This window comes from Kitasatospora acidiphila (assembly GCF_006636205.1).
Classification (GTDB): Bacteria; Actinomycetota; Actinomycetes; order Streptomycetales; family Streptomycetaceae; genus Kitasatospora; species Kitasatospora acidiphila.
Window position 1 is genome coordinate 5,892,501 of the sequence record NZ_VIGB01000003.1, and the last position, 25,638, is coordinate 5,918,138.

General features: G+C 70.8%; 18 protein-coding genes, 2 rRNA genes and 2 pseudogenes (1 of these 22 cut by a window edge). 18 read left to right on the top strand and 4 right to left on the bottom strand.

From position 1 onward, the window contains the following. From E6W39_RS27910 to E6W39_RS27945, 8 genes and pseudogenes are all read left to right on the top strand, one after another. A 23S ribosomal RNA gene (locus E6W39_RS27910) occupies nt 1–3,025 on the top strand (it extends 94 nt beyond the left edge of the window). A gap of 83 nt (nt 3,026–3,108) precedes the next feature. Then, nucleotides 3,109–3,225 (top strand): 5S ribosomal RNA (gene rrf / locus E6W39_RS27915). 217 nt (nt 3,226–3,442) lie between these two features. Beyond that, the gene (locus E6W39_RS27920) at nt 3,443–4,108 is read left to right on the top strand and encodes an ABC transporter ATP-binding protein (protein WP_101385006.1); all 666 of its coding nucleotides are present in this window, start codon (nt 3,443–3,445) and stop codon (nt 4,106–4,108) included. 168 nt (nt 4,109–4,276) lie between these two features. Continuing rightward, a complete protein-coding gene (locus E6W39_RS39745; protein WP_181799469.1) occupies nt 4,277–4,855 on the top strand; it encodes an LppU/SCO3897 family protein in 579 nt (192 codons plus the stop codon). 235 nt (nt 4,856–5,090) lie between these two features. Then, nucleotides 5,091–7,661, top strand: a pseudogene (locus E6W39_RS27930) (ATP-binding protein); the annotation flags it as partial. 25 nt (nt 7,662–7,686) lie between these two features. Continuing rightward, nucleotides 7,687–8,367: a response regulator gene (locus E6W39_RS27935; protein ID WP_141637991.1), complete on the top strand. Its 681-nt coding sequence runs from the start codon at nt 7,687–7,689 to the stop codon at nt 8,365–8,367. Between the two features lie 78 nt (nt 8,368–8,445). Next, entirely contained in the window at nt 8,446–8,853 is a 408-nt protein-coding gene (locus tag E6W39_RS27940) for an OB-fold nucleic acid binding domain-containing protein (RefSeq protein ID WP_141635848.1), read from the top strand. Continuing rightward, nucleotides 8,850–9,578 (top strand): DUF3159 domain-containing protein, encoded by a 729-nt coding sequence (locus E6W39_RS27945; RefSeq protein ID WP_228718389.1) that lies wholly within the window; start codon nt 8,850–8,852, stop codon nt 9,576–9,578. Before E6W39_RS27940 ends, E6W39_RS27945 begins: the two co-directional genes overlap by 4 nt. Before the next feature lie 58 nt (nt 9,579–9,636). On the opposite strand, the gene E6W39_RS27950 is transcribed toward E6W39_RS27945, so the two are convergent. After that, the gene (locus E6W39_RS27950; protein WP_141635849.1) at nt 9,637–10,302 is read right to left on the bottom strand and encodes a potassium channel family protein; all 666 of its coding nucleotides are present in this window, start codon (nt 10,300–10,302) and stop codon (nt 9,637–9,639) included. After that, nucleotides 10,302–10,967, bottom strand: a complete 666-nt coding sequence (locus E6W39_RS27955; RefSeq protein WP_141635850.1) for a potassium channel family protein — start codon at nt 10,965–10,967, stop codon at nt 10,302–10,304. Before E6W39_RS27955 ends, E6W39_RS27950 begins: the two co-directional genes overlap by 1 nt. A gap of 241 nt (nt 10,968–11,208) precedes the next feature. Between E6W39_RS27955 and E6W39_RS27960 the strand changes: the two genes are divergently transcribed. From E6W39_RS27960 to E6W39_RS44290, 8 genes and pseudogenes are all read left to right on the top strand, one after another. Then, nucleotides 11,209–13,278, top strand: a complete 2,070-nt coding sequence (locus E6W39_RS27960) for an APC family permease (protein ID WP_220140267.1) — start codon at nt 11,209–11,211, stop codon at nt 13,276–13,278. Between the two features lie 368 nt (nt 13,279–13,646). Next, nucleotides 13,647–14,963: a class I SAM-dependent RNA methyltransferase gene (locus E6W39_RS27965; protein WP_228718732.1), complete on the top strand. Its 1,317-nt coding sequence runs from the start codon at nt 13,647–13,649 to the stop codon at nt 14,961–14,963. 141 nt (nt 14,964–15,104) lie between these two features. Continuing rightward, complete coding sequence (locus E6W39_RS27970) at nt 15,105–15,350, top strand: toxin-antitoxin system HicB family antitoxin (protein ID WP_101385003.1); 246 nt, start codon at nt 15,105–15,107, stop codon at nt 15,348–15,350. Continuing rightward, the gene (locus E6W39_RS27975) at nt 15,347–15,778 is read left to right on the top strand and encodes a fic family toxin-antitoxin system, toxin component (RefSeq protein WP_141635852.1); all 432 of its coding nucleotides are present in this window, start codon (nt 15,347–15,349) and stop codon (nt 15,776–15,778) included. Before E6W39_RS27970 ends, E6W39_RS27975 begins: the two co-directional genes overlap by 4 nt. A gap of 27 nt (nt 15,779–15,805) precedes the next feature. Next, entirely contained in the window at nt 15,806–16,726 is a 921-nt protein-coding gene (locus tag E6W39_RS27980) for a putative RNA methyltransferase (RefSeq protein ID WP_141635853.1), read from the top strand. Nucleotides 16,727–16,815: 89 nt separating this feature from the next. Beyond that, a complete protein-coding gene (locus E6W39_RS27985) occupies nt 16,816–18,135 on the top strand; it encodes an AAA family ATPase (protein WP_141635854.1) in 1,320 nt (439 codons plus the stop codon). Between the two features lie 178 nt (nt 18,136–18,313). Then, a complete protein-coding gene (locus E6W39_RS27990) occupies nt 18,314–18,661 on the top strand; it encodes a nucleotide pyrophosphohydrolase (RefSeq protein WP_141637994.1) in 348 nt (115 codons plus the stop codon). Between the two features lie 317 nt (nt 18,662–18,978). Next, a pseudogene (locus tag E6W39_RS44290) lies at nt 18,979–19,407 on the top strand (DUF6099 family protein); the annotation flags it as partial. Between the two features lie 125 nt (nt 19,408–19,532). Here the strand turns inward: E6W39_RS44290 and E6W39_RS27995 are convergent. Beyond that, a complete protein-coding gene (locus E6W39_RS27995) occupies nt 19,533–19,745 on the bottom strand; it encodes a hypothetical protein (protein WP_101380323.1) in 213 nt (70 codons plus the stop codon). A gap of 232 nt (nt 19,746–19,977) precedes the next feature. Then, entirely contained in the window at nt 19,978–20,970 is a 993-nt protein-coding gene (gene dapD, locus E6W39_RS28000; protein WP_141635855.1) for a 2,3,4,5-tetrahydropyridine-2,6-dicarboxylate N-succinyltransferase, read from the bottom strand. 123 nt (nt 20,971–21,093) lie between these two features. Here dapD and E6W39_RS28005 point away from each other — a divergent pair, with 123 nt between their 5' ends. Beyond that, entirely contained in the window at nt 21,094–22,791 is a 1,698-nt protein-coding gene (locus E6W39_RS28005) for a 3' terminal RNA ribose 2'-O-methyltransferase Hen1 (protein WP_141635856.1), read from the top strand. Next, complete coding sequence (locus E6W39_RS28010; RefSeq protein ID WP_141635857.1) at nt 22,788–25,454, top strand: polynucleotide kinase-phosphatase; 2,667 nt, start codon at nt 22,788–22,790, stop codon at nt 25,452–25,454. The genes E6W39_RS28005 and E6W39_RS28010 overlap by 4 nt, the downstream gene beginning before the upstream one ends. Nucleotides 25,455–25,638 lie beyond the last annotated feature (184 nt).

Below are 25,638 nucleotides of genomic sequence, written 5' to 3' on the forward strand. Positions count from 1 at the left end.
GAGCTTTGATCCGGGGGTGTCCGAATGGGGAAACCCGGCAGTCGTCATGGGCTGTCACCCATACCTGAACACATAGGGTATGTGGAGGGAACGCGGGGAAGTGAAACATCTCAGTACCCGCAGGAAGAGAAAACAACCGTGATTCCGGGAGTAGTGGCGAGCGAAACCGGATGAGGCTAAACCTTGAGCGTGTGAGACCCGGCAGGGGTTGCGCTTGAGGGGTCGTGGGATTTTTCTTGATCGGTCTGCCGGCCGGTCGGCGAGTCAGAAACCGTATGGGTAGTCGAAGGACATGCGAAAGGTCCGGCGTAGAGGGTAAGACCCCCGTAGACGAAATCTGTACGGCTCGCTTGAAGAACACCCAAGTAGCACGGGGCCCGAGAAATCCCGTGTGAATCTGGCGGGACCACCCGCTAAGCCTAAATATTCCCTGGTGACCGATAGCGGATAGTACCGTGAGGGAATGGTGAAAAGTACCGCGGGAGCGGAGTGAAATAGTACCTGAAACCGTGTGCCTACAAGCCGTGGGAGCGTCGTTGGTCGGCTTGCCGGCCAGCCGTGACTGCGTGCCTTTTGAAGAATGAGCCTGCGAGTTTGCGGTGTGTAGCGAGGTTAACCCGTGTGGGGTAGCCGTAGCGAAAGCGAGTCCGAATAGGGCGTCTGAGTTGCATGCCCAAGACCCGAAGCGGAGTGATCTAGCCATGGGCAGGTTGAAGCGCGGGTAAGACCGTGTGGAGGACCGAACCCACCAGGGTTGAAAACCTGGGGGATGACCTGTGGTTAGGGGTGAAAGGCCAATCAAACTCCGTGATAGCTGGTTCTCCCCGAAATGCATTTAGGTGCAGCGTCGCGTGTTTCTTGCCGGAGGTAGAGCACTGGATAGGCGATGGGCCTCACCGGGTTACTGACCTTAGCCAAACTCCGAATGCCGGTAAGTGAGAGCGCGGCAGTGAGACTGTGGGGGATAAGCTCCATGGTCGAGAGGGAAACAGCCCAGAACACCGACTAAGGTCCCTAAGCGTGTGCTAAGTGGGAAAGGATGTGGAGTCGCAGAGACAACCAGGAGGTTGGCTTAGAAGCAGCCACCCTTGAAAGAGTGCGTAATAGCTCACTGGTCAAGTGATTCCGCGCCGACAATGTAGCGGGGCTCAAGTACACCACCGAAGTCGTGTCATTCACAGAATACGCCCAACGGCGCTGTGGATGGGTAGGGGAGCGTCGTGTGCCGGGTGAAGCGGCCGAGGAATCGAGTCGTGGACGGTATACGAGTGAGAATGCAGGCATGAGTAGCGATACAAGAGTGGGAAACTCTTGCGCCGATTGACCAAGGGTTCCTGGGTCAAGCTGATCTGCCCAGGGTAAGTCGGGACCTAAGGCGAGGCCGACAGGCGTAGTCGATGGACAACGGGTTGATATTCCCGTACCCGCTTTGAAGCGCCAACGGCGAACCAGGTGATGCTAAGCCCGTGAAGCCGCCCCGGAGTCTTCGGACAAAGGGGAGTGGTGGAGCCGGTGACCCAAGTCTGTAGTAGTTGAGCGATGGGGTGACGCAGGAAGGTAGTCCAGCCCGGGCGGTGGTTGTCCCGGGGTAAGGGTGTAGGGCGTTGCGTAGGCAAATCCGCGCAACATGTGCCTGAGACCTGATGCCGAGCCGATTGTGGTGAAGTGGATGATCCTATGCTGTCGAGAAAAGCCTCTAGCGAGTTTCATGGCGGCCCGTACCCCAAACCGACTCAGGTGGTCAGGTAGAGAATACCGAGGCGTTCGGGTGAACTATGGTTAAGGAACTCGGCAAAATGCCCCCGTAACTTCGGGAGAAGGGGGGCCCCTCCTGGTGATGGCACTTGCTGCCTGAGCTGGGGGTGGCCGCAGAGACCAGCGAGAAGCGACTGTTTACTAAAAACACAGGTCCGTGCGAAGCCGTAAGGCGATGTATACGGACTGACGCCTGCCCGGTGCTGGAACGTTAAGGGGACCGGTTAGCTCTGATTCGTCGGGGCGAAGCTGAGAACTTAAGCGCCAGTAAACGGCGGTGGTAACTATAACCATCCTAAGGTAGCGAAATTCCTTGTCGGGTAAGTTCCGACCTGCACGAATGGCGTAACGACTTCTCGACTGTCTCAACCATAGGCCCGGTGAAATTGCATTACGAGTAAAGATGCTCGTTTCGCGCAGCAGGACGGAAAGACCCCGGGACCTTTACTATAGCTTGATATTGGTGTTCGGTTCGGCTTGTGTAGGATAGGTGGGAGACTGTGAAGCAGCAACGCCAGTTGTTGTGGAGTCGCCGTTGAAATACCACTCTGGTCGTGCTGGATGTCTAACCTGGGTCCGTGATCCGGATCAGGGACAGTGTCTGGTGGGTAGTTTAACTGGGGCGGTTGCCTCCTAAAGGGTAACGGAGGCGCCCAAAGGTTCCCTCAGCCTGGTTGGCAATCAGGTGTTGAGTGTAAGTGCACAAGGGAGCTTGACTGTGAGACCGACGGGTCGAGCAGGTGCGAAAGCAGGGACTAGTGATCCGGCGGTGGCTTGTGGAAGCGCCGTCGCTCAACGGATAAAAGGTACCCCGGGGATAACAGGCTGATCTTCCCCAAGAGTCCATATCGACGGGATGGTTTGGCACCTCGATGTCGGCTCGTCGCATCCTGGGGCTGGAGTAGGTCCCAAGGGTTGGGCTGTTCGCCCATTAAAGCGGTACGCGAGCTGGGTTTAGAACGTCGTGAGACAGTTCGGTCCCTATCCGCTGTGCGCGTAGGAGTGTTGAGAAGGGCTGTCCCTAGTACGAGAGGACCGGGACGGACGAACCTCTGGTGTGCCAGTTGTTCTGCCAAGGGCATGGCTGGTTGGCTACGTTCGGGAGGGATAACCGCTGAAAGCATCTAAGCGGGAAGCCTGCTTCGAGATGAGCACTCCCACCTCCTTGAGAGGGTAAGGCTCCCAGTAGACGACTGGGTTGATAGGCCGGATGTGGAAGCCCTGTGAGGGGTGGAGCTGACCGGTACTAATAGGCCGAGGGCTTGTCCTCAGTTGCTCGCGTCCACTGTGTTGTTCTGAAACAACGACCCCACCGCATTTGAGGCGGTGGTGCGGCCGATAGTTTCATAGTGTTTCGGTGGTCATAGCGTGAGGGAAACGCCCGGTTACATTCCGAACCCGGAAGCTAAGCCTTACAGCGCCGATGGTACTGCAGGGGGGACCCTGTGGGAGAGTAGGACGCCGCCGAACAATTCTTCAGAAGAAGCCCCGACGGGCGACCGTCGGGGCTTCTTCGCGTTGTGGTTTCGTGTCTTCCGTGACCCTGTCCCTCACCGACACGCCGGGTTACCGTACTGGTCACACACGACGCGCCGGCCGCCACGTGGGCCTGGTGGGGCGTCAGGAGGGGGACTGAGGAGTGACCCAGCAGGAGGGTGCGGCCGCTGCCGCCACCACACTCGCGCCGATGGTCGAGGTCCAGGACGTCTGGCGAAGCTTCGGCGCCGGTGCCACCGCCGTGCACGCGCTGCGCGGCGTCTCGTTCACCGCCCGGCGCGGTGAACTCACCGCGTTGCGCGGCCGATCGGGCTCCGGCAAGACCACGCTGCTCAACCTGGTCGGCGGTCTGGACGCGCCGACCTCGGGCCGGATCATGCTGGACGGCACCGATCTGGCCGGCCTTGACGAGGCCGGCCGACTGACGATGCGCCGCGACCGGATCGGTTTCGTGTTCCAGTCCTTCGGCCTGATCCCGATCCTCAGCGCGGCGGAGAACGTCGGGGTGCCGATGCGGCTGCGCAAGGTGCCGGCAGCCCAGCGCGAGGAACGGGTGCAGACCCTGCTGGCCCTGGTGGGCCTGGCCGACCACGCCGAGCAGCGCCCCACCGAGCTGTCCGGCGGTCAGCAGCAGCGGGTGGCGATCGCCCGGGCGCTGGCCAACGAGCCTGCGCTGATCATCGCGGACGAGCCCACCGGTCAGTTGGACTCGGAGACCGGCCGCTCGGTGATGCAGCTGCTGCGCGCGGTGGTGCGCAGCGAGGGTGTGACGGTGCTGGTCGCCACCCACGACCCGCAGCTGATGGAACTCTCCGACCGGGTGGTCGAGCTGCGGGACGGTCAGATCGTGGACTGACGGTCCGTCGCAGGCTGACGACCGATCACGGTTAGGCCACTGTTCGGTGAAGCCCTGTCGGTCTGGCCGGTACTGGCTTTCGGCTGACGCTCCGCCACCGATAGGGTCGCGGCTTCGGCCGCGTTCGACGGCCGGTCCAGTTGACCGCACCTCGTTCGGGGGAATCGCTTGTCCACTCCGCCGCCACCCCAGGGGCAGTACCCGCCGCCGCAGGGCGGTGGGTACGGCCCGCCGCAGGGCGCCTACGGCGCTCCCCAGCCGCAGCCGGGCTACGGCAACCCGGCTCAGCAGGGCTATGCCCAGCCGCAGCCCGGTTATGCCCAGCCGCAGCCGCAGCCGTACGGCCAGCCCGCTCAGGGCTACGCACAGCCGGGCTACGGGTACAACGTCCAGCCCACCCCGCCGCGCAAGGGCCGCAAGGTGCTGGTCGGCGTCTTCGTGGTGATCGTCCTCGCGGTGATCGCCGGGCTCGCCGCCTACGGCATGAAGACCGACCCGAAGTACGCCGCGGTCGGTGACTGCGTGCACAACAAGAACGGGAACGTGTCGGCCGGCGCGACCGACGACCACCCGGACGTCGTGACCATCGCCTGCACCGACCCCAGCGCCGACGCGAAGATCGTCGGCAAGGAGCCCGGTGCCTCCGACCCGGAGACCACCTGCAAGAAGTACCCGGACTCGGACGGCTACTACACGCAGAAGCAGGGCTCCGACAACTTCACGCTCTGCCTGAAGTTCCTGAAGTAGGAGCACCCGCGGGAGCGTCCACCGCTCTGCACCCGCTGCCGGGCCGTCCGATCGAGACGGCCCGGCAGTCGTGTTTCCGCCCCTCCGACGCTCGCCACAACCCGTCAAGATGCCGCTAAATCTGCCCTCTCACCAGCCTGATCGAAGGCGAAAGGCGCCTCACCCCGTAGTCTCGGCAGCGCGAACAGATGTCCGGGGCTGGTCCCCGGGCCGGGCTCGATCAAGAATGGGACGCATGGCACGCGGAAGGCTGCGGATCTACCTCGGGGCGGCCCCCGGGGTGGGGAAGACGTACGCGATGCTCTGCGAGGCCCATCGACGGGCGTCCCGCGGCACCGATGTGGTGGTCGGGTTCGTCGAGACCCACGGCCGCACGAAGACCGCCGAGTTGCTGCACGGCCTGGAGGCGGTGCCCCGCCGGGTGATGGAGCACCGCGGCGCGGAATTCACCGAGCTGGACCTGGACGCGCTGCTGGCCCGCCGCCCGCAGGTGGCCCTGGTCGACGAGCTGGCCCACACCAATGTGCCGGGCTGCCGCCACGGCAAGCGTTGGCAGGACGTCGAGGAGCTGCTGGCGGCCGGTGTCGACGTGATCTCCACCGTCAACATCCAGCACCTGGAGTCGCTGGGCGACGTGGTGGAGGGCATCACCGGCGTGCGCCAGCGCGAGACGGTGCCGGACGAGGTGGTGCGCCGGGCCGACCAGATCGAACTGGTCGACATGTCCCCGCAGGCGCTGCGGCGCCGGCTGGCGCACGGCAACGTGTACGCGCCGGAGAAGATCGACGCGGCGCTGTCCAACTACTTCCGCCCCGGCAACCTGACCGCGCTGCGCGAGCTGGCGCTGCTGTGGACCGCCGACCGGGTGGACGAGTACCTCCAGCGGTACCGGGCCGAGCAGGGCATAGACAGCACCTGGCAGGCCCGGGAGCGGATCGTGGTCGGCCTGACCGGCGGCCCGGAGGGCGCCACGCTGATCCGCCGCGCCGCCCGGATCGCCGCCAAGGGCTCCGGCAGCGAGCTGCTGGCGGTGCACATCTCGCGCTCCGACGGACTGGTCACGGGCGGCTCCCCGCAGGCGCTGATCGAGCAGCGGGCCCTGGTGGAGAGCCTGGGCGGCACCTTCCACACGGTACTGGGCGACGACCCGGCGGCCGCCCTGCTGGAGTTCGCCCGCGGCGTCAACGCCACCCAGATCGTGCTGGGCTCCAGCCGCCGCAAGGGCTGGCAGTACATCTACGGACCCGGCGTGGGCTCCACGGTGGCCCGCGACTCGGGCGACATCGACGTGCACATCGTCACCCATGAGCACGCCGCACACGGGCGGGGCAGGATCCCGATCCGCAAGGTGACCGACCTGGGCCGGCCGCGGGCGGTGGCCGGCTGGCTGATCGGCGTGGTCGGGCCACCGCTGCTGGCGGTGCTGCTCACCCGGCTGAACGACACCGCGCTGCCCACCGACATGCTGCTGTTCTTCTCGGTGACCATCTGCGCGGCGCTGATCGGCGGGCTGTTCCCCGCGATCGCCTCGGCGCTGGTCAGCTCCACCGCGCTGAACTACTACTTCACCCCGCCGATCCACCGGCTGACCATCTCCGACCCGCAGAACATCCTGGCGGTCGCGATCTTCGCCGCGGTCAGCATCGCGGTGGCCACAGTCGTGGACATGGGTGCCCGGCGCACCCATGAGGCGGCCCGTGCCCAGGCCGAGGCGCAGACCCTGAGCACGCTGGCCGGCACGGTGCTGCGCGGCGGCTCGCCCACCGGGGACGGGTTGCTCAAGGCGCTGCTGGACCAGGTGCGGGAGACCTTCCAGGTGGACTCGGTCGCGCTACTGGAACGGCGCCATGAGTTCGATCCCTGGCACGCCATCGCGGCGACCGGTCCGAAGCCGCCGGAGCACCCCGAGGACGGCCAGGTGGACGTCCCGGCGGGCAAGACCTTGACGCTGGTGCTCTCCGGCCGGGTGCTGCCGGCCTCGGACCGCCGACTGCTCGGGGCGTTCGCCGCCCAGGCCGCGGTGCTGGCCGAACGGGAGCAGCTGGCCCGGGAGGCCGCCGCCGCCCGCCGCCAGGCCGAGGGCAACCGGATCCGGACCGCCCTGCTGGCCGCCGTCTCGCACGATCTGCGCACCCCGCTGGCCGGGATCAAGGCCGCCGTCACCTCGCTGCGCGCCGAGGACGTCGAGTGGAGCGAGGACGACGAGGCCGAGCTGCTGGCCGGGATAGAGGCCGGCGCCGACCGGCTGGACCACCTGATCAACAACCTGCTGGACATGAGCCGCCTGCAGACCGGCACGGTCACCCCGCTGATCCAGGAGGTGGACCTGGACGAGGTGGTGCCGTTCGCGCTCGGCGGGGTGCCGCTGGAGTCGGTGCAGCTGGAGGTGCCGGAGACGCTCCCGATGGTCTCGGCGGACGCCGGCCTGCTGGAGCGGGCGCTGGCCAATCTGATCGAGAACGCCGTGAAGTACAGCCCGCCGGACGTCAAGGTGCTGGTCCGGGCGGACGCCCTGGATCCTGCCCGGACCACCGGCGGGACGGTCGAGCTGCGGGTGGTCGACCAGGGGCCCGGGGTGCCCGAGGAGGCCAAGGAGAAGATCTTCGCGCCGTTCCAGCGCTACGGGGACGCGCCGCGCGGTGCCGGGGTGGGCCTCGGGCTGGCGGTGGCCCGCGGCTTCGTCGAGTCGATGGGCGGCAGCATCACCGCCGAGGACACCCCAGGCGGCGGGCTCACCATGGTGGTCTCGCTGCCCGCCGTGGAGCGGCCGCCCGAGCGGCCGACCGGCCCTGAACCCCTGACCTCCCTGGCCCCCGAAAGGCGGAGCACGCATGACCCGGGTCCTCGTCGTGGACGACGAACCGCAGATCGTCCGCGCCCTGGTGATCAACCTGAAGGCCCGCAAGTACGAGGTCGACGCCGCCCACGACGGCGCCAGCGCGCTGGAGCTGGCGGCCGCCCGGCACCCCGACGTGGTGGTGCTCGACCTCGGCCTGCCGGACATGGACGGCGTCGAGGTGATCAAGGGCCTGCGTGGCTGGACCCGGGTGCCGATCATCGTGCTGTCGGCCCGGCACGCATCCGACGAGAAGGTCGAGGCACTGGACGCGGGTGCCGACGACTACGTCACCAAGCCGTTCGGCATGGACGAGCTGCTGGCCCGGATGCGGGCCGCGGTGCGCCGCGCCGAGCCGGTCGCCGGCGAGGACGACTCGCTGGTCACCACCGAGGCCTTCACGGTCGACCTGGCCGCCAAGAAGGTGAACAAGGGGGGCACGGACATCCGGCTCACCCCCACCGAGTGGCACCTGCTGGAGGTGCTGGTGCGCAACGCCGGCCGACTGGTCAGCCAGACCCAGCTGCTCCAGGAGGTCTGGGGTCCGGCGTACCGCACCGAGACCAACTACCTGCGGGTCTACCTCGCCCAGCTGCGCCGCAAGCTGGAGGCCGACCCCTCGCACCCGCGCCACTTCATCACCGAGGCGGGCATGGGATACCGGTTCGAACCCTGAGGTCCGAGCCGCTTCCGGGCGGTAGAAGGGGCCGTTCGACCGGTCCGTTCGAGGGGTTGTAGCCGGTACCCTTCCGGCATGACTGGTAACAGCGGCGACCAGCCGCGGGGCCGACTGCGCCGGATGTTCTCCCGGCTCACCACCAGCCCGGAGGAGCTCCAGGCCGAGGAGCTGCGCCAGGACGTGGCGGTGGCCGGCTGCACGCCGATCGCCGAGTGCGGCGACCGCGAGGTGGTCACCGTCTCCGGCACCCTGCGCACCGTCACGCTGCGCCCCCGGGCCGGCGTGCCCGCACTGGAGGCCGAGCTCTTCGACGGCACCGACGCGCTGGACGTGGTCTGGCTCGGACGTCGCTCGATCGCGGGGATAGAGCCGGGCCGCCGGCTCACCGCCAGCGGCCGGATCAGTCATGCACGCGGGCGCCGCGTGCTCTTCAACCCTCGCTACGAGCTTCGTCCGGTGGGACAGGGGAGCGAACACCAGTGACCAATCCGCCCGGCGGCGACCATGCCGCCTCGCCCGCCTTGATCGCTGAACAGCCTCAGGAGACCCCGGAGCAGATCGCCGCGCGCGAGCAGGCGCAGGCCAAGGAGGCGGCCGACACGGTCATCCAGGCCTTCGGCGGCGTCCGCGGCATGATCGACATGACGCTGCCGGGCCTGGCCTTCATCGTCACGTACAACCTCACCCACCAGGTGGGCAACGCCGCCTACGCCGCGCTCGGCCTGAGCGCGGTCTTCGTGGTGGTCCGGCTGCTGCGCCGGGAGACCATCCAGCACGCCTTCAGCGGCGTCTTCGGGGTCGCCATCGGCGCCTGGATCGCCACCCACACCGGCAAGGCGCAGGACTTCTACCTGCCGGGGCTGCTCTGGAACGTCGCCTACTGCGCCGGCCTGGCGGTCTCGGCGCTGGTCCGCTGGCCGCTGATCGGGCTGACCCTGGGCCCGGTGACCGGTGAGATGTTCACCTGGCGGACCCAGAACCCGGGCCGGCTGAAGGCCTACACCAAGGCCACCTGGGCCTGGGTGGTGATCATGGGCCTCAAGCCGGTGATCCTCTTCCCGCTGTACTTCACCGGGGACGTCAACCTGCTCGGCTGGCTCAAGGTGGCGCTGGGCATCCCGCCGATGCTGCTGGCGATGTACGTCACCTGGCGGATCCTGCTGACCGCGCCGCCGCCGATCAAGGCCGAGGTCCCGGACGAGGACTGAGCACAGCGGTGGGCCCGCCCCTCACGAGGGGGCGGGCCCACCGGCGTTCCGGGAAGGACTACTGCGCGCCTGCGGAGAGCAGCCGACCCAGCTCCTCCTCGCGCTCCTGCGCGGCCACGAAGAGCAGCTCGTCGCCGCCCTCCAGGGTGTCGTCGCGGCCCGGCACCAGCACCCGGCCCTCCCGGATGATGGTCACCAGCGCGGTGTCGACCGGCCAGGAGACGTCACCCACCCGGGTGCCGACCAGTCCGGTGTCCTCCGCGAGGGTGAGTTCCACCAGGTTGGCGTTGCCCTGGCTGAACCGCATCAGCCGGACCAGGTCGCCGACGCTCACGGCCTCCTCGACCAGCGCCGACATCAGGCGCGGGGTGGAGACCGCGACGTCCACGCCCCAGGCCTCGTTGAAGAGCCACTCGTTCTTGGGGTTGTTGACCCGGGCGACCACCCGCGGCACCCCGTACTCGGTCTTCGCCAGCAGCGAGACCACCAGGTTGACCTTGTCGTCACCGGTGGCCGCGATCACCACGTTGCAGCGCTGCAGGGCCGCCTCGTCCAGCGAGGTGATCTCGCAGGCGTCGGCGAGCAGCCACTCCGCCGTCGGGACCCGCTCCACCGAGATGGCGTTCGGGTTCTTGTCCACGAGCAGCACCTCGTGGCCGTTCTCCAGCAGCTCGCCGGCGATCGAGCGACCGACCGCGCCGGCTCCCGCTATCGCTACCCGCATCACTGACCCTCCTTCGGGCCGCCCGCGAACACGGCCTCTACCGCGGCCAGTTCGGACTTGCGCACCATCACCTGCACCAGGTCGCCATCCTGCAGCACCATCTGCGGGGTGGGCAGCACGCCCTCGCCGAGCCGGGTGACGAACGCCACCCGGGCGCCGGAGGCCTCCTCCAGGGCGGTGACCTTCTGGCCGATCCAGGACTGCGCGAACGCCACCTCGGCCAGTTGCACGCTGCCGCTCGGGTCCTGCCAGAGCGGCTCGGCGCCGCTCGGCAGCAGCCGGCGCAGCATCTGGTCGGCGGTCCAGCGCACGGTGGCCACGGTCGGGATGCCGAGGCGCTGGTAGACCTCGGCCCGGCGGGGGTCGTAGATCCGGGCCGCGACGTGCTCCACGCCGAAGTTCTCCCGGGCCACCCGGGCGGCGATGATGTTGGAGTTGTCGCCGCTGCTGACCGCGGCGAAGGCACCGGCCTCCTCGATGCCGGCTTCCCGCAGGGTGTCCTGGTCGAAGCCGACGCCGGTGACCCGGCGGCCGTGGAACCCGGCACCCAGCCGGCGGAACGCGGTCGGGTCCTGGTCGACCACGGCGACCGAGTGGCCCTGCCGTTCGAGTGCTCTGGCGAGGGCCGACCCCACCCGTCCGCAGCCCATGATCACGATGTGCACGGCTCTTACCTCACCAGGCTCGTTGGGGTCTTGACCTGCGCAAACACCGTTCGATCTTCCTTCCGTACCCGGCTGACGCGGGCGCTGTCCGGGCCGCTTTCCCTATCTGATGGGCGGCATGGCAACCGGAGTGTTGCCCGCGAGCTCGCCATTCGACACTAGCCGCTCTGTAGAACACGGTCTCGACGAGCCTACGCAGTGGTGGAAGCCGGGAAAGCAAGAGCCCTTACGATTCCTTAACGTGCCAAACCTGACCGACGTCCCCAAACGGATCCTGATCGGCCGCGCGCTGCGCAGCGACAAGCTGGGCGAGACGCTGCTACCCAAGCGGATCGCGCTGCCCGTCTTCGCCTCGGACGCCCTGTCCTCGGTGGCGTACGCGCCCGAGGAGATCCTGCTGACCCTCTCCCTCGCCGGCGTCTCGGCGATCCACTTCTCCTGGCAGATCGGCGTGGTCGTCGCCGTCGTGATGCTCGCGGTGGTCGCCTCCTACCGCCAGAACGTGCACGCCTACCCGAGCGGCGGCGGCGACTACGAGGTCGCCACCGTCAACCACGGGCCCAACTCGGGCCTGGTGGTGGCCGCCGCGCTGATGGTCGACTACGTGCTCACCGTGGCGGTCTCCACCACCTCAGGTGTGGCCAACGTGGTTTCCGCCGTGCCGGCCCTGCACGGCCACGAAATGGCACTCAGCATCACCCTGGTGGTGCTGCTGATGGGCATGAACCTGCGCGGGGTGCGGGAGTCCGGCACCGCGTTCGCGATCCCCACCTACGCCTTCATGGCCGGTGTGATCGGCATGGTCGGCTACGGCCTGGTCCGCCACCTGCTGCTCGGCGACGCCATGCGGGCCGAGAGCGCCGGCTTCCACCTGGAGGCGACCCCGGGCAACGGCGCGCTGACCGGCTTCGCCCTGGTCTTCCTGCTGCTCCGGGCGTTCTCCTCGGGCTGCGCCGCGCTCACCGGCGTCGAGGCGATCAGCAACGGCGTGCCCGCCTTCCGCAAGCCCAAGAGCCGCAACGCCGCCACCACCCTGCTGATGATGGCCTGCATCGCGGTCACCATGTTCATGGGCATCATCTACCTGGCCCACCTGACCGGCACCCAGATGGCCGAGAACCCGGCGCAGCAGCTCGCCGGCGCACCGGCCGGCTACCACCAGAAGACCGCGCTGGCCCAGATCAGCGCGGCGGTCTTCTCCAACTTCACCCCCGGCTTCTACTTCATCGCCGGCGTCACCGGGCTGATCCTGGTGCTCGCCGCCAACACCGCCTTCAACGGCTTCCCGGTGCTCGGCTCGATCCTGGCCCAGGACCGCTACCTGCCCCGCCAGCTGCACACCCGCGGCGACCGGCTGGCCTTCTCCAACGGCATCATCCTGCTGGCCGCCGTCGCGGTGGTCTTCATCGCCGCCTTCGACGCCGACCCCAACCGGCTGATCCAGCTGTACATCGTCGGCGTCTTCGTCTCCTTCAACATGAGCCAGTCCGGCATGATCCGGCACTGGACCCGGCTGCTGCGCACCGGGACCGACCCCAAGGAGCGGCGCCGGATGCAGCGCTCCCGGCTGATCAACGGCTTCGGCCTGGTGATGACGGCCGCGGTGCTGATCGTGGTGCTGGTCACCAAGATCGGCCACGCCTGGATCGCGATCGCCACCATGGTCACCCTGTTCGTGATGATGAAGGCGATCCGCAGGCACTACGACCGGGTGGCCACCGAGCTGACCCCGGCCGAGGACGACGAGCAGCCGGTGCTGCCCACCCGGATCCACGCCATCGTGCTGGTCTCCAAGTTGCACAAGCCGGCCCTGCGCGCGCTCGCCTACGCCGAGCTGGCCCGGCCGCACACCCTGGAGGCGGTCACCGTCAACGTCGACCCGGCGGACACCGACGAGCTGCGCGCCCAGTGGGCGGAGCAGGACATCCAGGTGCCGCTGAAGGCGCTGGACTCGCCGTACCGCGGGATAACGGCGCCGGTACTGGAGTACGTGCGCACACTGCGCAGCTCCTCGCCGGGCGACGTGGTCAGCGTCTACATCCCCGAGTACGTGGTGGGGCACTGGTACGAGCACCTGCTGCACAACCAGAGCGCGCTGCGGCTCAAGGGACGGCTGCTGTTCAAGCCCGGGGTGATGGTCACCTCGGTCCCGTGGCAGCTGGAGTCCTCGGAGCGGCGCCGCACGGTGCGCAGCTATTCGGCGCCCGGCGACGTCCGGCGCGGCGAACCGCGGCGGCGCACGGTACCGTCGGGGGCTGCGGTGGAAATCCCCGCCGCCCCGGCCAGCCCCGACAAGGATCCCGTTACGTGAGTCGCCACACCCCCCGCTCCGCCTCCTCCGGCCAGCCCCGCAAGGGGGCCAAGGCCGCCCGGGTCGGGCAGGTCGCCCGGCCGCGCTGGTCGGCCAAGCCGGCCCGGCCGGCCGCCACCGACCGGGAGGGGCTGACGGCGCAGACCGCGCCGCTGGCGCCCGGGGAGCGGCGGGCGGAACCGGCCGCGCCGGTCGAGAAGCCGGCCGCCGGGCGCAAGAAGCCGGCCGCTGCCACCGAGCCCAAGAAGTCGGCCGAGCGCAAGAAGTCGGGCGAGCGGAAGCAGCCCGTCGAGCGGAAGCAGCCCCGGGCGCAGCGCCCGGCCAAGCCGGCCCGGGCCCGCAAGCCCGAGGCGCCCAGCGGCGAGTCGCTGGTCGGCGAGCGCTACGAGCTGGAGGTCGGCCCGGTCGCGCACGGCGGCGGGCACTGCGTGGCCCGGCACGAGGGGCGGGTGCTCTTCGTCCGGCACGCGCTGCCCGGCGAGCGGGTGGTGGCCGAGGTGACCGAGGGCACCACCACCTCGCGGTTCCTGCGGGCCGACGCGGTCGAGGTGCTGACCGCGGCCAAGGACCGGATCGAGGCGCCGTGCCGGTTCGCCGGCCCCGGCAAGTGCGGCGGCTGCGACTGGCAGCACGTCAGCCCGGGCGGGCAGCGCAAGCTCAAGGTTGCGGTGCTCACCGAGCAGCTCGCCAAGCTGGCCGGCCTGACCCCGGAGCAGGCGGGCTGGGACGGCAGCGTCGAGCCGGTCGGCGGCAAGCTGCCGGCCGGGCAGGTGCCGGCCTGGCGCACCCGGGTGCAGTACCGGGTCGACCAGGAGACCGGGCGGGTGGGCCTGCGCAAGCACCGCTCGCACGAGGTGCAGCTGATCGACCGCTGCCTGATCGCCGCCGAGGGCATCACCGAGCTGGGTGTCGAGTCGCGGGACTGGACCGGCCTGGAGTCGGTGGAGGCGATCGCCGCCAGCGGGTCGTCGGACCGCCAGCTGATCATGCGTCCGCTGCCGGGCGAGCAGCTGCCGCTGGTCGAGCTGGACAAGCCGGTCTCGCTGGGCCGGGTCGACGAGCAGGAGCTGTTCCACAAGGTGCACGGGCGCTCCTTCGTTCGGGAGCGGGCGGGCGAGCGCACCTGGCGGGTGAGCAACGGCGGCTTCTGGCAGATCCACCCCGAGGCGCCGGACACCCTGGTCGCCGCGGTGCTGGACGGGCTGGACCCGCAGTGGGGCGAGAACGCGCTCGACCTGTACTGCGGTGTGGGCCTGTTCGCCGGCGCGCTGGCCGATCGGGTCGGCGAGGACGGCGCGGTGCTGGGCATCGAGTCGGGCAAGCAGGCGGTGGCCGACGCCCGGCACAACCTGGCCGCGCTGGAGCAGGTGCGGATCGAGTGCGACAAGGTGGAGACCCTGCTGCCGCGCACCGGGATCACCGCCACCGACCTGATCGTGCTGGACCCGCCGCGAGCGGGGGCCGGCCGGGCAACCGTGGCGCACCTGGCCTCGCTGGGCGCCCGCCGGATCGCCTACGTGGCCTGCGACCCGGCAGCGCTCGCCCGCGACCTGGCGTTCTTCGCCGAGGGCGGCTACCGGCCGGTCTCGCTGCGGGCCTTCGACCTGTTCCCGATGACCCATCACTTCGAGTGCGTGGCCATCCTCGAACCGACCGGCCCGGAGCCGGATGAGCGGCGTTCCTGACCGCGAGGCCGCGAGGCCGCGAGGCTTGACCGCGATGCGTAACCGCTAGGCGTACTGAAGTCGACAAGGGCGTGAACGAAAGCCTTCGTGCTTTCGTTCGCGCCCTTGTCGTGCTAGCGGATGAGCGCTAGCTTCGAGGGCATGGGTAAGAAGCAGCTCAACGTGCGGGTGGACGCCACCACCGCTGAGATGGCCCGCGAGCGGGCGGAACAGCAGGGGATCAGCATGAACCAGTACATCGAGCGGCTCGTCCTGCAGGACATGGGCGAGACCGGGCTGCGCTTCGTGGACGCCGCCGCGCAGTTCATGAAGGAGTACGAGAGCGAGTTCCTCGCGGAGTTCGGCGACCCAGTCGCGCCCGGCGACCGGCAGGGCGGACGTCGTTGAACCTGGAGGTCGACCTCTCCTGGCTGCTCATGACCGCCGAGCAGTACACCCCGTCCGACCCGCAGGTCACCGACTACGGTTCGCTGCTCGCGGCGATCACCCGGCACCAGGCGTCGATCTTCGACATCGCGGTCTACCCCGAGCCGCAGGACCGCGCCGCCGCCCTGATGCACCAGCTGATCCGGGTGCCGGCGCTGGAACGGTCCAACGAGCTCTACGCCACCGCCGTCGCGTACGCCTACCTGGTGGCCAGCGGCTGCCACGTCGCCACCACCGCCCGCGAGGTGCGCAGCCTGGCCCGGGCGATCCGGGAGGGGCGGCTCGGGGTGGACGGGGTGACCGAGCGGCTGCAGGGCTGGATCGTCGACGAGGCCGAGGGGGAGGGCGTGCCGGGGGAGGACGGGCCGGAGGACTCCGACACGGACTGACGGTCCGCGCTGCCATAAGGTTGGTCGGTGCTCCGCGACATCGAGCAGTACCTGACCTGCCCACACTGTGCGCTCGGCCTGGCCCTCGACCAGGCCGGGCGGACGCTGCGCTGCCCCGCCGGGCACAGCTTCGACGTCGCCCGGCAGGGCTACGTCAGCCTGCTGCCGGCCGGCGCGCACACCGGCACCGGCGACACCGCCGAGATGGTGGCCGCACGGTCGGACTTCCTCGCGGCCGGGTACTACGAGCCGATCGCGGCCGCGCTCGCCGAGGCTGCGGTGGGGGCTGGGGCTGGGGCTGGGGCTGGGGCGGAGGCTGAGGCTGGGGTCGGGGCTGCGGCTGAACCGGGTACGCCGGGTGACCCGACCGGTCTGGTGGCCGACCTGGGCGCCGGCACCGGCTACTACCTGGCCCGGGTGCTGGACGCCCTGCCCCGAGCGGCCGGCGCCGCCCTGGACATCTCCAAGTTCGCGCTGCGCCGGGCGGCCAAGGCCCACCCCCGGGCCGGCGCGGTGGTCTGCGACGCCTGGCGCCCGCTGCCGCTCGCCGACGGCTGCGCGGACCTGGTGCTCAATGTCTTCGCCCCGCGCAACGGCCCCGAGATCCAGCGGGTGCTGCGGCCCGGCGGGCGGCTGCTGGTGGTCTCTCCGACCACCCGGCACCTCCAGGAGCTGGTGGGCGCGTTGGGGCTGCTGGCGGTGGACGAGGAGAAGGAGCGGCGGATCGCGGAGAAGCTCGGGCCGTGGCTGCGGCCCCTGGCGCAGCACCGGGTGGAGTTCGAGCTGCGGCTCAGCCACGGGGACGCGGCCGCCGTCGTCGGCATGGGACCGAACGCCTGGCACACCGACCCGGCCGCGCTGGCCGCGGCGCTCGTCGCGCTGCCGGAGCCGATCGCGGTGACCGGATCCGTGCGCCTCGACATCTACCAGCGGTCAATCGACAGTTGACGAGGGCGGCCGCTCTTTGGGATGAACTCCGTTGTGCCGTCACGTTTCTGCGGCCCGCCGGGTGACGGGCTGTCAGTAGCGTCACCTCGGTGACCAGCCAAGTCGACCTGCGCCCTGACCCCATCGCCCCGCCCGCCGCGGCGGCGCCGCCCGAGCCCCGTCCGGCCGTCCGGCCCACCGTGGAGGAGCTGCGGCTCACCTCGTTCAAGTCCTACCGACGCGCCACCCTGCCGCTCGGCCCGCTCACCGTGCTGCACGGCCCATCCGGGGTCGGCAAGTCCAATGCGCTGGACGCCCTGGCGGTGCTGTCCCGGCTGGCCCTCGGCGAGGAGATCGGGCCCTCGCTGGACGGCATCGGCGGCAGCGGCGGACCGCTGGCCGCCCCCGTGCGCGGCGGGCTGCTCGGGTGCGTGCCGCACGGGCGCAACGCGATCATCCTGGGCTGCTCCGTCCGCTCCTGCGCGGGACCGATCCGACTGGAGCTGGTGATCCGCACCGACGGCCGGGTCCGGGTGGCCCGCGAGTGGCTGGCACTCGACGGGCAGACCCTGGTGGAGACCGGGGAGCAGGACGTCGCCGGCGGCCGGATCAACGTCAGCTGGCACAACGACAGCCGGCAGGGCGACATCCGCGCGCCGTTCCCCAGCTCCGCCCTGATCACCACCCAGATCCCGCTGCGGGTGGCCGGCTCCTCGACCGGGGAGCGCAAGGTGCTGGCCGCCGCCGAGCAACTGCTCACTGCGCTGCGCGAGGTCTTTCCGGTGCACCCGGTGCCCGCGATGATGCGCGGCTGGGTGCCGGCCGATCCGCAGACCCGGCTGCTGTCCAACGCGGCCAACACCTCGGCACTGCTGGCCCGGCTGCAGGGCGAGTGCTCGCGCCGCTACGGCCGGCTGCTCAAGGAGGTGCAGGCGGCCGCCCCGCATCCGCTGCTCGGGCTGGACGTGGACCGGCGCGGCAGCGGGGCCCATGAGCGGGTGCTCGCCGTTTTCGACGAAGGCGTGCTCGGGCGCACCCGGGCCGACCAGGCGTCCGACGGAATGCTGCGGCTGCTCGCCTTCGCGGCGGTGCTGCTCACCGGGGCCGGTGTGCTGAACGTCGACCCGGCCGCTGAAGTACCTTGGGCACGGCGGCAGTTGACGGTGCTGGCGGAGGACCTGGGGGCGGGCCTCGCGGCCGAGCAGACCACCGCGCTGCTGCGGCTGGCCCAGGAGATGTGCGCGACCGAGCACGTCCGGCTGCTCGCGGCGCTTCAGGATCCGGGCCCCGCACGGCAGTTGCCGGGCGTCGCGCTGGTGTCCTGCCGGCGCGATCCGATGAGCGGGCACAGCGTACTGGACAGCAGGGCGGAGGGGGCGGCAGAGCCGAGAGTCCCGGAGCAGGGGACCGGCGATGCGGTAGATCTTTAGCAGTGAGGAATGCAGCGAGGGGTGGGCAGTGACTAGCACGGTGAGTAACACGGTGAGTGACGTCTTGAGCGATGGCGATGCCTTGAACGACGGCGACGGCGACGGCGGTGGCGGTGGCAGCGGCTTGGGCAATGGCAGCGGCTTGGGCGCTGGCGGTGCCTTGAGCGATGGCGATGCTGTGGGCGGCGCGGGTAAGCAGGCGCTGAGCCTCGACGAGCTGACCCAGCGGCTGGCCCGGTTCGCCGCCGCCCGCCGCTGGCAGCCGTTCCACACACCGAAGAACCTGGCGGCGGCGCTGACCGTGGAGGCCGGCGAGCTGCTGGAGATCTTCCAGTGGCTGACCCCGGACCAGGCCGCGGCGGTGATGGCCGACCCGGAGCAGGCGCACCGGGTGCGGGACGAAGTGGCCGATGTGCTCGCCTATTTGCTGCAGTTCTGTGCCACGGTGCAAGTGGATCCGCTGGTGGCGTTGGCGGACAAGATCGACCGCAATGAGTTGCGGTTCCCGCCGGCGCCGCAGGAGTAGGTAGCGGGCGGGGGAGCGGCGGGCCGGCGGGCTCGGTGGCTTGCCTCAGGCGGTCGGCCTCAGGCCGGTCTGCCGGGGGTGGTCCGCCGCGGCTGGTCTACTCGGGCTGGCCTGGCTCGGTTGGTCTGCACTGGTTCGTCCGTACCGGTTCGTCTGCACCGGTTTGGTCTGCCTCGGTCTGTGCAGAGTTGTCCACAGGCCCGGGGTTGTCCACAGGTTCGGCGGTGGTGTTCGCGGGCGGCGCCTGACGGGCGCACGCTCGGTTTTGACGGGTCGGCAGACCGGCCGACCCGCAACCGAGCGACAGGAGCGCGGACATGGACGCGGTGCGACTGATCAAGAACGCCCGGCGGGCACTCGCCGAGGCCCGGTCCCATGACCAGGCACTGACCGAGGCCTGGCAGGCTGCCGGGCTCACCGAGGCGGTGGGCGGGTGGCTGAGCGACGATCAGGACGGCGAGCTGGCCGCCCTCGGTGAGCTGCTGGCTGCGGCAGGCGGGCATGCTCGGTCCCGACTGGGTGCGGCGGTGGAGCCGGCGGCCGCCGCGCAGGGGGCGCTGGCCGGCCGCGCGGACCGGCTGACCGGCCTCGGTGAGCCGGTGGCGGCCCTGGAGGAGCTGTGCCGGCTGCTCGCCGAGGTCTCGCAGGTGCTGATCGCGGTCAGCCACGCCTCGCCCGGCCAGTGCGCCTACTGGGCGGCGGTGGACGGGGTGGACGCCGGCGACGAATGCCGGGAGCTGGTGGTCGAGCTGCTCCGGGTGTTGCGCCGGGCCGCCCGCGAGGCTGAGGGGGCGCCGCCGGAGGAGGCCGACCGGGAGCCGGCCCGGGACCGGTCGCGGCGGTGCGCCGACGGCGCCGCGGTGATACCGCGCTACCGAGTGCCGGCGCTCTCCGCGGCCGGGTCGTCGGCGGGCTCGTCCACCGCGCGGGCACCGGCGGCCTCCAGATCCGAGCCCAGATCGGCCAGATCGGCGTTGACCGAGGCGAGCATGTCCTGCAACTGCTCCAGGAGGCTCTTGGCGGCGCCGGGTGTCTTGCCGTCGGGGGCGGGGCGCTGCGGGGTCTGGGGCCTGGGATCGGACATGCGCGGTGCCTTCCGGCTCGTGAGCGCGCGGCCGCGCTCGGGCGGCGGCGTCGCCTGTCCGGCCGACACCGCGGGGCGGTGGCCCCGCCGATCCAACGAACCCCGGTGGGTGCTGGTCACCGGTTCGGCGGCGGGCTCAGCCCACCGAGTGATGTCGCGTCATCGCAGGCCACGAGCCCCGGCGCGGGTGAACGTGGCCGGGGCTCGCGGGTGGTCGTCAGGTGGTGGATCGTCAGTTGTGCGCGTGCAGATCCGCGTTCAAGCCGCCCCAGGAGCCGGAGCGGGCGATCACCTCGACGGCGCCGGACTGCGAGTTGCGGCGGAACAGCAGGTTGTCCTGCCCGGAGAGCTCCAGGGCCTTGGCCACCGTGCCGTCCGGGGCGGTGACCCGGGTGCCGGCGGTGACGTACAGGCCGGCCTCGACCACGCAGTCGTTGCCCAGCGAGATGCCGATGCCCGCGTTGGCGCCGAGCAGGCAGCGCTCGCCCACCGAGACGACCTGCTTGCCGCCGCCCGACAGGGTGCCCATGATCGAGGCGCCGCCGCCGACGTCGCTGTGGTCGCCGACCAGCACACCGGCGCTGATCCGGCCCTCGACCATGGAGGTGCCCAGCGTGCCCGCGTTGAAGTTGACGAAGCCCTCGTGCATCACGGTGGTGCCGGCGGCCAGGTGCGCGCCGAGCCGGACCCGGTCCGCGTGCGCGATCCGCACACCGCTCGGGGCCACGTAGTCGGTCATCCGCGGGAACTTGTCGATCCCGTAGACGGCAAGCGCGCCGCCCTCGGCACGGACCGCCAGGCGGGCCTGCTCGACCAGGTCCACCGGCACCGGGCCGATGCTGGTCCAGGCCACGTTGGCCAGCAGCCCGAAGATGCCGTCCAGGTTCTGCCCGTGCGGCTGGACCAGCCGGTGGCTCAGCAGGTGCAGGCGCAGGTAGACGTCGTGCGCGTCCAGCGGCTTCTCGTCCAGCGAGGCGATGGTGGTGCGCACGGCGACCACCTCGACGCCGCGGCGGGCGTCGGTGCGCAGCGCCTGGGCGGCGCCGGCGCCGAGTTCGGCCGTGGCCTGCTCGGCGGTCAGTCGGACGGTGCCGGCCGGGCCGGGTTCGGCGGACAGTACGGGAGCGGGGAACCAGGTGTCGAGCACGGTGCCGTCGGCGGCGATGGTCGCCAGGCCGGCGGCCACCGCGCCGCGGGAAGCGGAGGAGGTCGTTTCAGCAGTCACATCGTGCACCGTAACCAATTCGGGTCCGGGCTGCCGAAACGGCTCGGGCGGTGGACCGGTGCGGCCGGGCCGCCGGGCAAATTCGAGTGCCGGGCGACCGGGCCGCCCGGGATACTCCGGTGGGTGTTCATCTCGATCTCCACCACAGGTACCGATGCCCAGCCCGCCACCGACCTGGGCTACCTGCTGCACAAACACCCGGAGAAGGTGCAGCAGTTCAGCACCGCGCACGGCGAGGCGACGGTGTTCTACCCCGAAGTGGGCGCGCAGCGCTGCACCGCCGCACTGCTGCTGGAGGTGGACCCGATCGCCCTGGTCCGCCGGTCGCGCGGCCGGGCACCGACCAGTCGCTCCGGGTCGACCGGGGCAGCGGCGCTGGCCCAGTACGTCAACGACCGCACGTACGCCGCCTCCTCGCTGCTCGCCGTCGCGCTGCGCACGGTCTTCCGCAGTGCGATGAAGGGCGCCTGCGCGCAACGACCCGGCCTGGCCGACCAGCCGCGCCCGCTGACGGTGCTGCTGCCGGCGGTCGCGGCCCAGGGCGAGTCGTTCCGGCCCGATGAGCCGTCGCTGGTCGAGCGGCTCTTCACTCCGTTGGGCTGGCAGGTCGACGCCGCGCCGATACCGCTGGACGAGTCCTTCCCGGAGTGGGGGTCCTCGCGCTATCTGCGCCTGGAGCTGACCGGCACGCTGCGGCTGGCCGACGCACTGCAGCACCTCTATGTGCTGCTGCCGGTGCTGGACGGTGCCAAGCACTACTGGGTCGCCCCGGACGAGGTGGACAAGCTGCTGGCCGCCGGTGCGGGCTGGCTCGCCGACCACCCCGAGCGCACCCTGATCGCCCGTCGGTATCTGCAGCGGCGCTGGTCGCTGGCGAACGAGGCACTGCGCCGACTGGAGCTGGTCCGGCTGGCCGAGGCCGAGGAGCGGGAGCCGGAGGAGCTGGACGACGCGGTCGCACCGACCGAGGGCGATGCCGCCGACGAGACCGGCATCGACTTCGATGCCGACGCGGGTACCTATGCCAACAGCGGCAGTGCCGTGGACGCGGATCGCGCCGGTGCCGCTGGCGCCGATGGCACCGATGGCGCCGTGGACTCCGCCGCAGACGCCGCTGCCGCCGAGCGTCCGCTGCCGCTGGCCTGGCAGCGCCGCGCGGCGATCCTCGACCTGCTGCGAGCCGAGGGCGCCGCTCGGGTGCTCGATCTCGGTTGCGGCCAGGGCGAGTTGGTCGGTGAGCTGCTGAAGGACCGGCAGTTCAGCGAGATCCTCGGGGTCGATGTCTCGGCCGGCGCGCTGGCGGTCGCCGCCCGGCGGCTGCGGCTGCACCGGCTGCCGGAGCGCCAGGCCGCCCGGGTCCGGCTGGTCCAGGGCGCGTTGACGTACACCGACGCGCGGCTGCGCGGGTATGACGCGGCGGTGCTCTGCGAGGTGATCGAGCACCTGGACGAGGACCGGCTGCCGGCCCTGGAGTACGCGGTGTTCGGTGCGGCCCACCCGGCCACCGTGCTGGTGACCACGCCGAACGCCGAGTACAACGTGCGCTGGGAGAGCCTGCCTGCCGGCCGGTTCCGGCACGGCGACCACCGCTTCGAGTGGGACCGGGCCACCTTCCGGGCCTGGGCCGAGCGGGTCGCGGCCCAGTACGGCTACAGCGTCTCCTTCCAGCCCGTCGGCCCCGACGATCCGGAGGTCGGCGCGCCCAGCCAGCTGGCCGCCTTCCGGCTGGCCGAGCGGACCGCCGCCGACCACCCCGTCACCCGTCCCACCACCCACCCCGCCGACAGCCCGTCGCGAGCCGCCGAAGGGAGCGACCGATGACCGAGTCCACCGACCCCACCAGCACCGACCCGATCGGCACCAACTCCAACACCGACCTCAGCACCGGCCCCGAGCCCACCGCGTCCGCCCCTCGTCGACTGCCGGTCACCGACCTCGCCCTGGTGGTGCTGGTCGGCACCAGTGGCGCGGGCAAGTCCAGCTTCGCCCGCCGGCACTTCGCGGCCACCCAGGTGATCTCCTCCGACTTCTGCCGAGGGCTGGTCTCGGACGACGAGAACGACCAGTCCGCCTCGGCCGACGCCTTCGAGCTGCTGCACTACATCGTCGGCAAGCGGCTGGCGGCGGGCCGGCTCACCGTGGTGGACGCCACCAATGTGCAACCCGCGGCGCGCAAGCAGCTGGTCGCACTGGCCCGGGAGCACGATGTGCTGCCGATCGCCATCGTGCTCGACGTGCCGCCAGGCGTCTGCATCGCACGCAACCGCACCCGGCCGGACCGGGACTTCGGGCCGCAGGTGGTCCAGCGCCAGCACCGCGAGCTGCGCCGCTCGCTGAACGGCCTGGAACGCGAGGGCTTCCGCCGGGTGCACCACCTGCGTGGTGAGGCCGAGGTGGCGGCCGCCGAGATCGTCGTCGAGCGGCGCTGGAACGATCTGCGCGATCGCACCGGCCCGTTCGACATCGTCGGTGACATCCACGGCTGCCGTGCCGAGTTGGAGACCCTGCTCGACAAGCTCGGCTACCTGCTGGTCCGCGACGCGCAGGGCCGCCCGGTGGACGCCGTGCCGCCCGCCGGCCGCACCGCGGTCTTCGTCGGCGACCTGGTGGACCGCGGCCCGGACACCCCCGGGGTGCTGCGCCTGGTGATGGGCATGGTGGGTGCCGGCCACGCGCTCTGCGTGCCCGGCAACCACGAGAACAAGCTCGGCCGGGCGTTGAGCGGGCGGCAGGTGACCGTCTCGCACGGCCTGCAGGAGTCGCTCGACCAGCTCGCGGCCGAGCCGCCGGAGTTCGTTGCCGAGGTGCGGGCCTTCATCCGGGACCTGGTCAGCCACTACCTGCTGGACGAGGGCCGGTTGGTGGTCTGCCACGCCGGCCTGCCGGAGAAGTACCACGGCCGTACCTCCGGCCGGGTCCGCTCGCACGCGCTGTACGGCGACACCACGGGGGAGACCGATGAGTACGGTCTGCCGGTCCGCTACCCCTGGGCCGAGGAGTACCGGGGCAAGGCGCTGGTGGTGTACGGCCACACCCCGGTGCCGGTGCCGAGCTTCCTCAACAACACCATCTGCCTGGACACCGGCGCCGTCTTCGGCGGCAGCCTGACCGCGCTGCGCTATCCGGAGCGCGAGCTGGTCGGCGTGCCCGCCGAGCAGGAGTGGTACGCCCCGGTGCGGCCGCTGGCGTCCGAGGCGCCGGGCGGCCGGGAGGGGAGGCCGCTCGACCTGGCGGATGTGGCCGGGCGCCGGGTGGTGGAGACCGCCCTGCACGGCCGGATCGCCGTCCGGGAGGAGAACGCCGCCGCCGCGCTGGAGGTGATGAGCCGGTTCGCCCTGGATCCGCGGCTGCTCGCCTATCTGCCGCCGACCATGGCCCCGAGCCCCACCTCGCGGCGCGAGGGGTATCTGGAGCACCCCGAGGAGGCGTTCGGCGCCTACCTGGCCGCCGGCGTCCGGGAGGTGGTCTGCGAGGAGAAGCACATGGGCTCGCGGGCCGTGCTGCTGGTCGCGCGGGACGCGGTGTCGCTGGAGCAGCGGTTCGGCGTGACCGGTCCCGGGGCGATCTGGACCAGGACGGGCCGGGCGTTCCTGGACGACCGGGAGTTGACCGAGGCGGTGCTCGACCGGGTCCGGGCGGCCGCCGAATCGGCAGGCCTGTTCGACGAGTTGGCCACTGGCTGGCTGCTGCTCGACGCCGAGCTGCTGCCCTGGTCGCTCAAGGCGGTCGAGTTGCTGCGCCGGCAGTACGCGGCGGTCGGGGCAGCGGCCGGTGCGGTGCTGCCGGAGGTGCTCGACGCGCTGCGGCTCGCCACCGAACGGGGCATGGGCGGGCTGGCCGAGCTGACCGAGCGTCAGCGCCGCCGGGCCGCCGATGCCACCGCCTTCACCGCGGCCTACCAGCGCTACTGCTGGCCGACCGAGGGGCTGACCGGGATCCGGCTGGCGCCGTTCCAGGTGCTGGCCGCCGAGGGCGCCAACCTGGCGGTGCGGCCGCACGACCGGCACCTGGAGTGGTTGGACCGCCTGGTGGCGGCCGATGCGGCGGCGCACCCGGCCGAGCCGCTGCTGCGGACCACCGGCCGGCGGCTGGTCGACACCGCCGACGAGGCGTCGACCGCGGCCGCCACCGCCTGGTGGGAGGAGCTCACCGCGGCCGGCGGCGAGGGCATGGTGGTCAAGCCGCTGGCCTCGGTGGTGCGTGGCGCGGCAGGCGAAGGGCGGCCCGGCAGGCTCATCCAGCCGGGGCTGAAGGTGCGCGGGCGGGAGTATCTGCGGATCATCTACGGTCCGGACTACACCGAGCATCTGGCGGTGCTGCGCGGGCGGGTGCTGGGCCACAAGCAGTCGCTGGCGCTGCGTGAGTTCGCGCTGGGCATGGAGGCACTGGACCGGCTGGCGAGCGGCGAGCCGCTCTGGCGGGTGCACGAGCCGGTCTTCGCGGTCCTCGCCCTGGAGTCGGAGCCGGTGGACCCGCGGCTCTGAACGCCGGCCCCGCACCGGGGTGCCGCCGCCCGACGGCGGCACCCCGCCCGGCCCGGGCCCACCCGGGCCGCAGTCACCCCGGGCCCGGGCACACGCCGGGCCCGAGCCCGGCCCCCCACCACGCCGCCGGCCGTCCCAGCACGTGATCATCACTGCATAGTAATTCGGGTATTCGTATACTGTT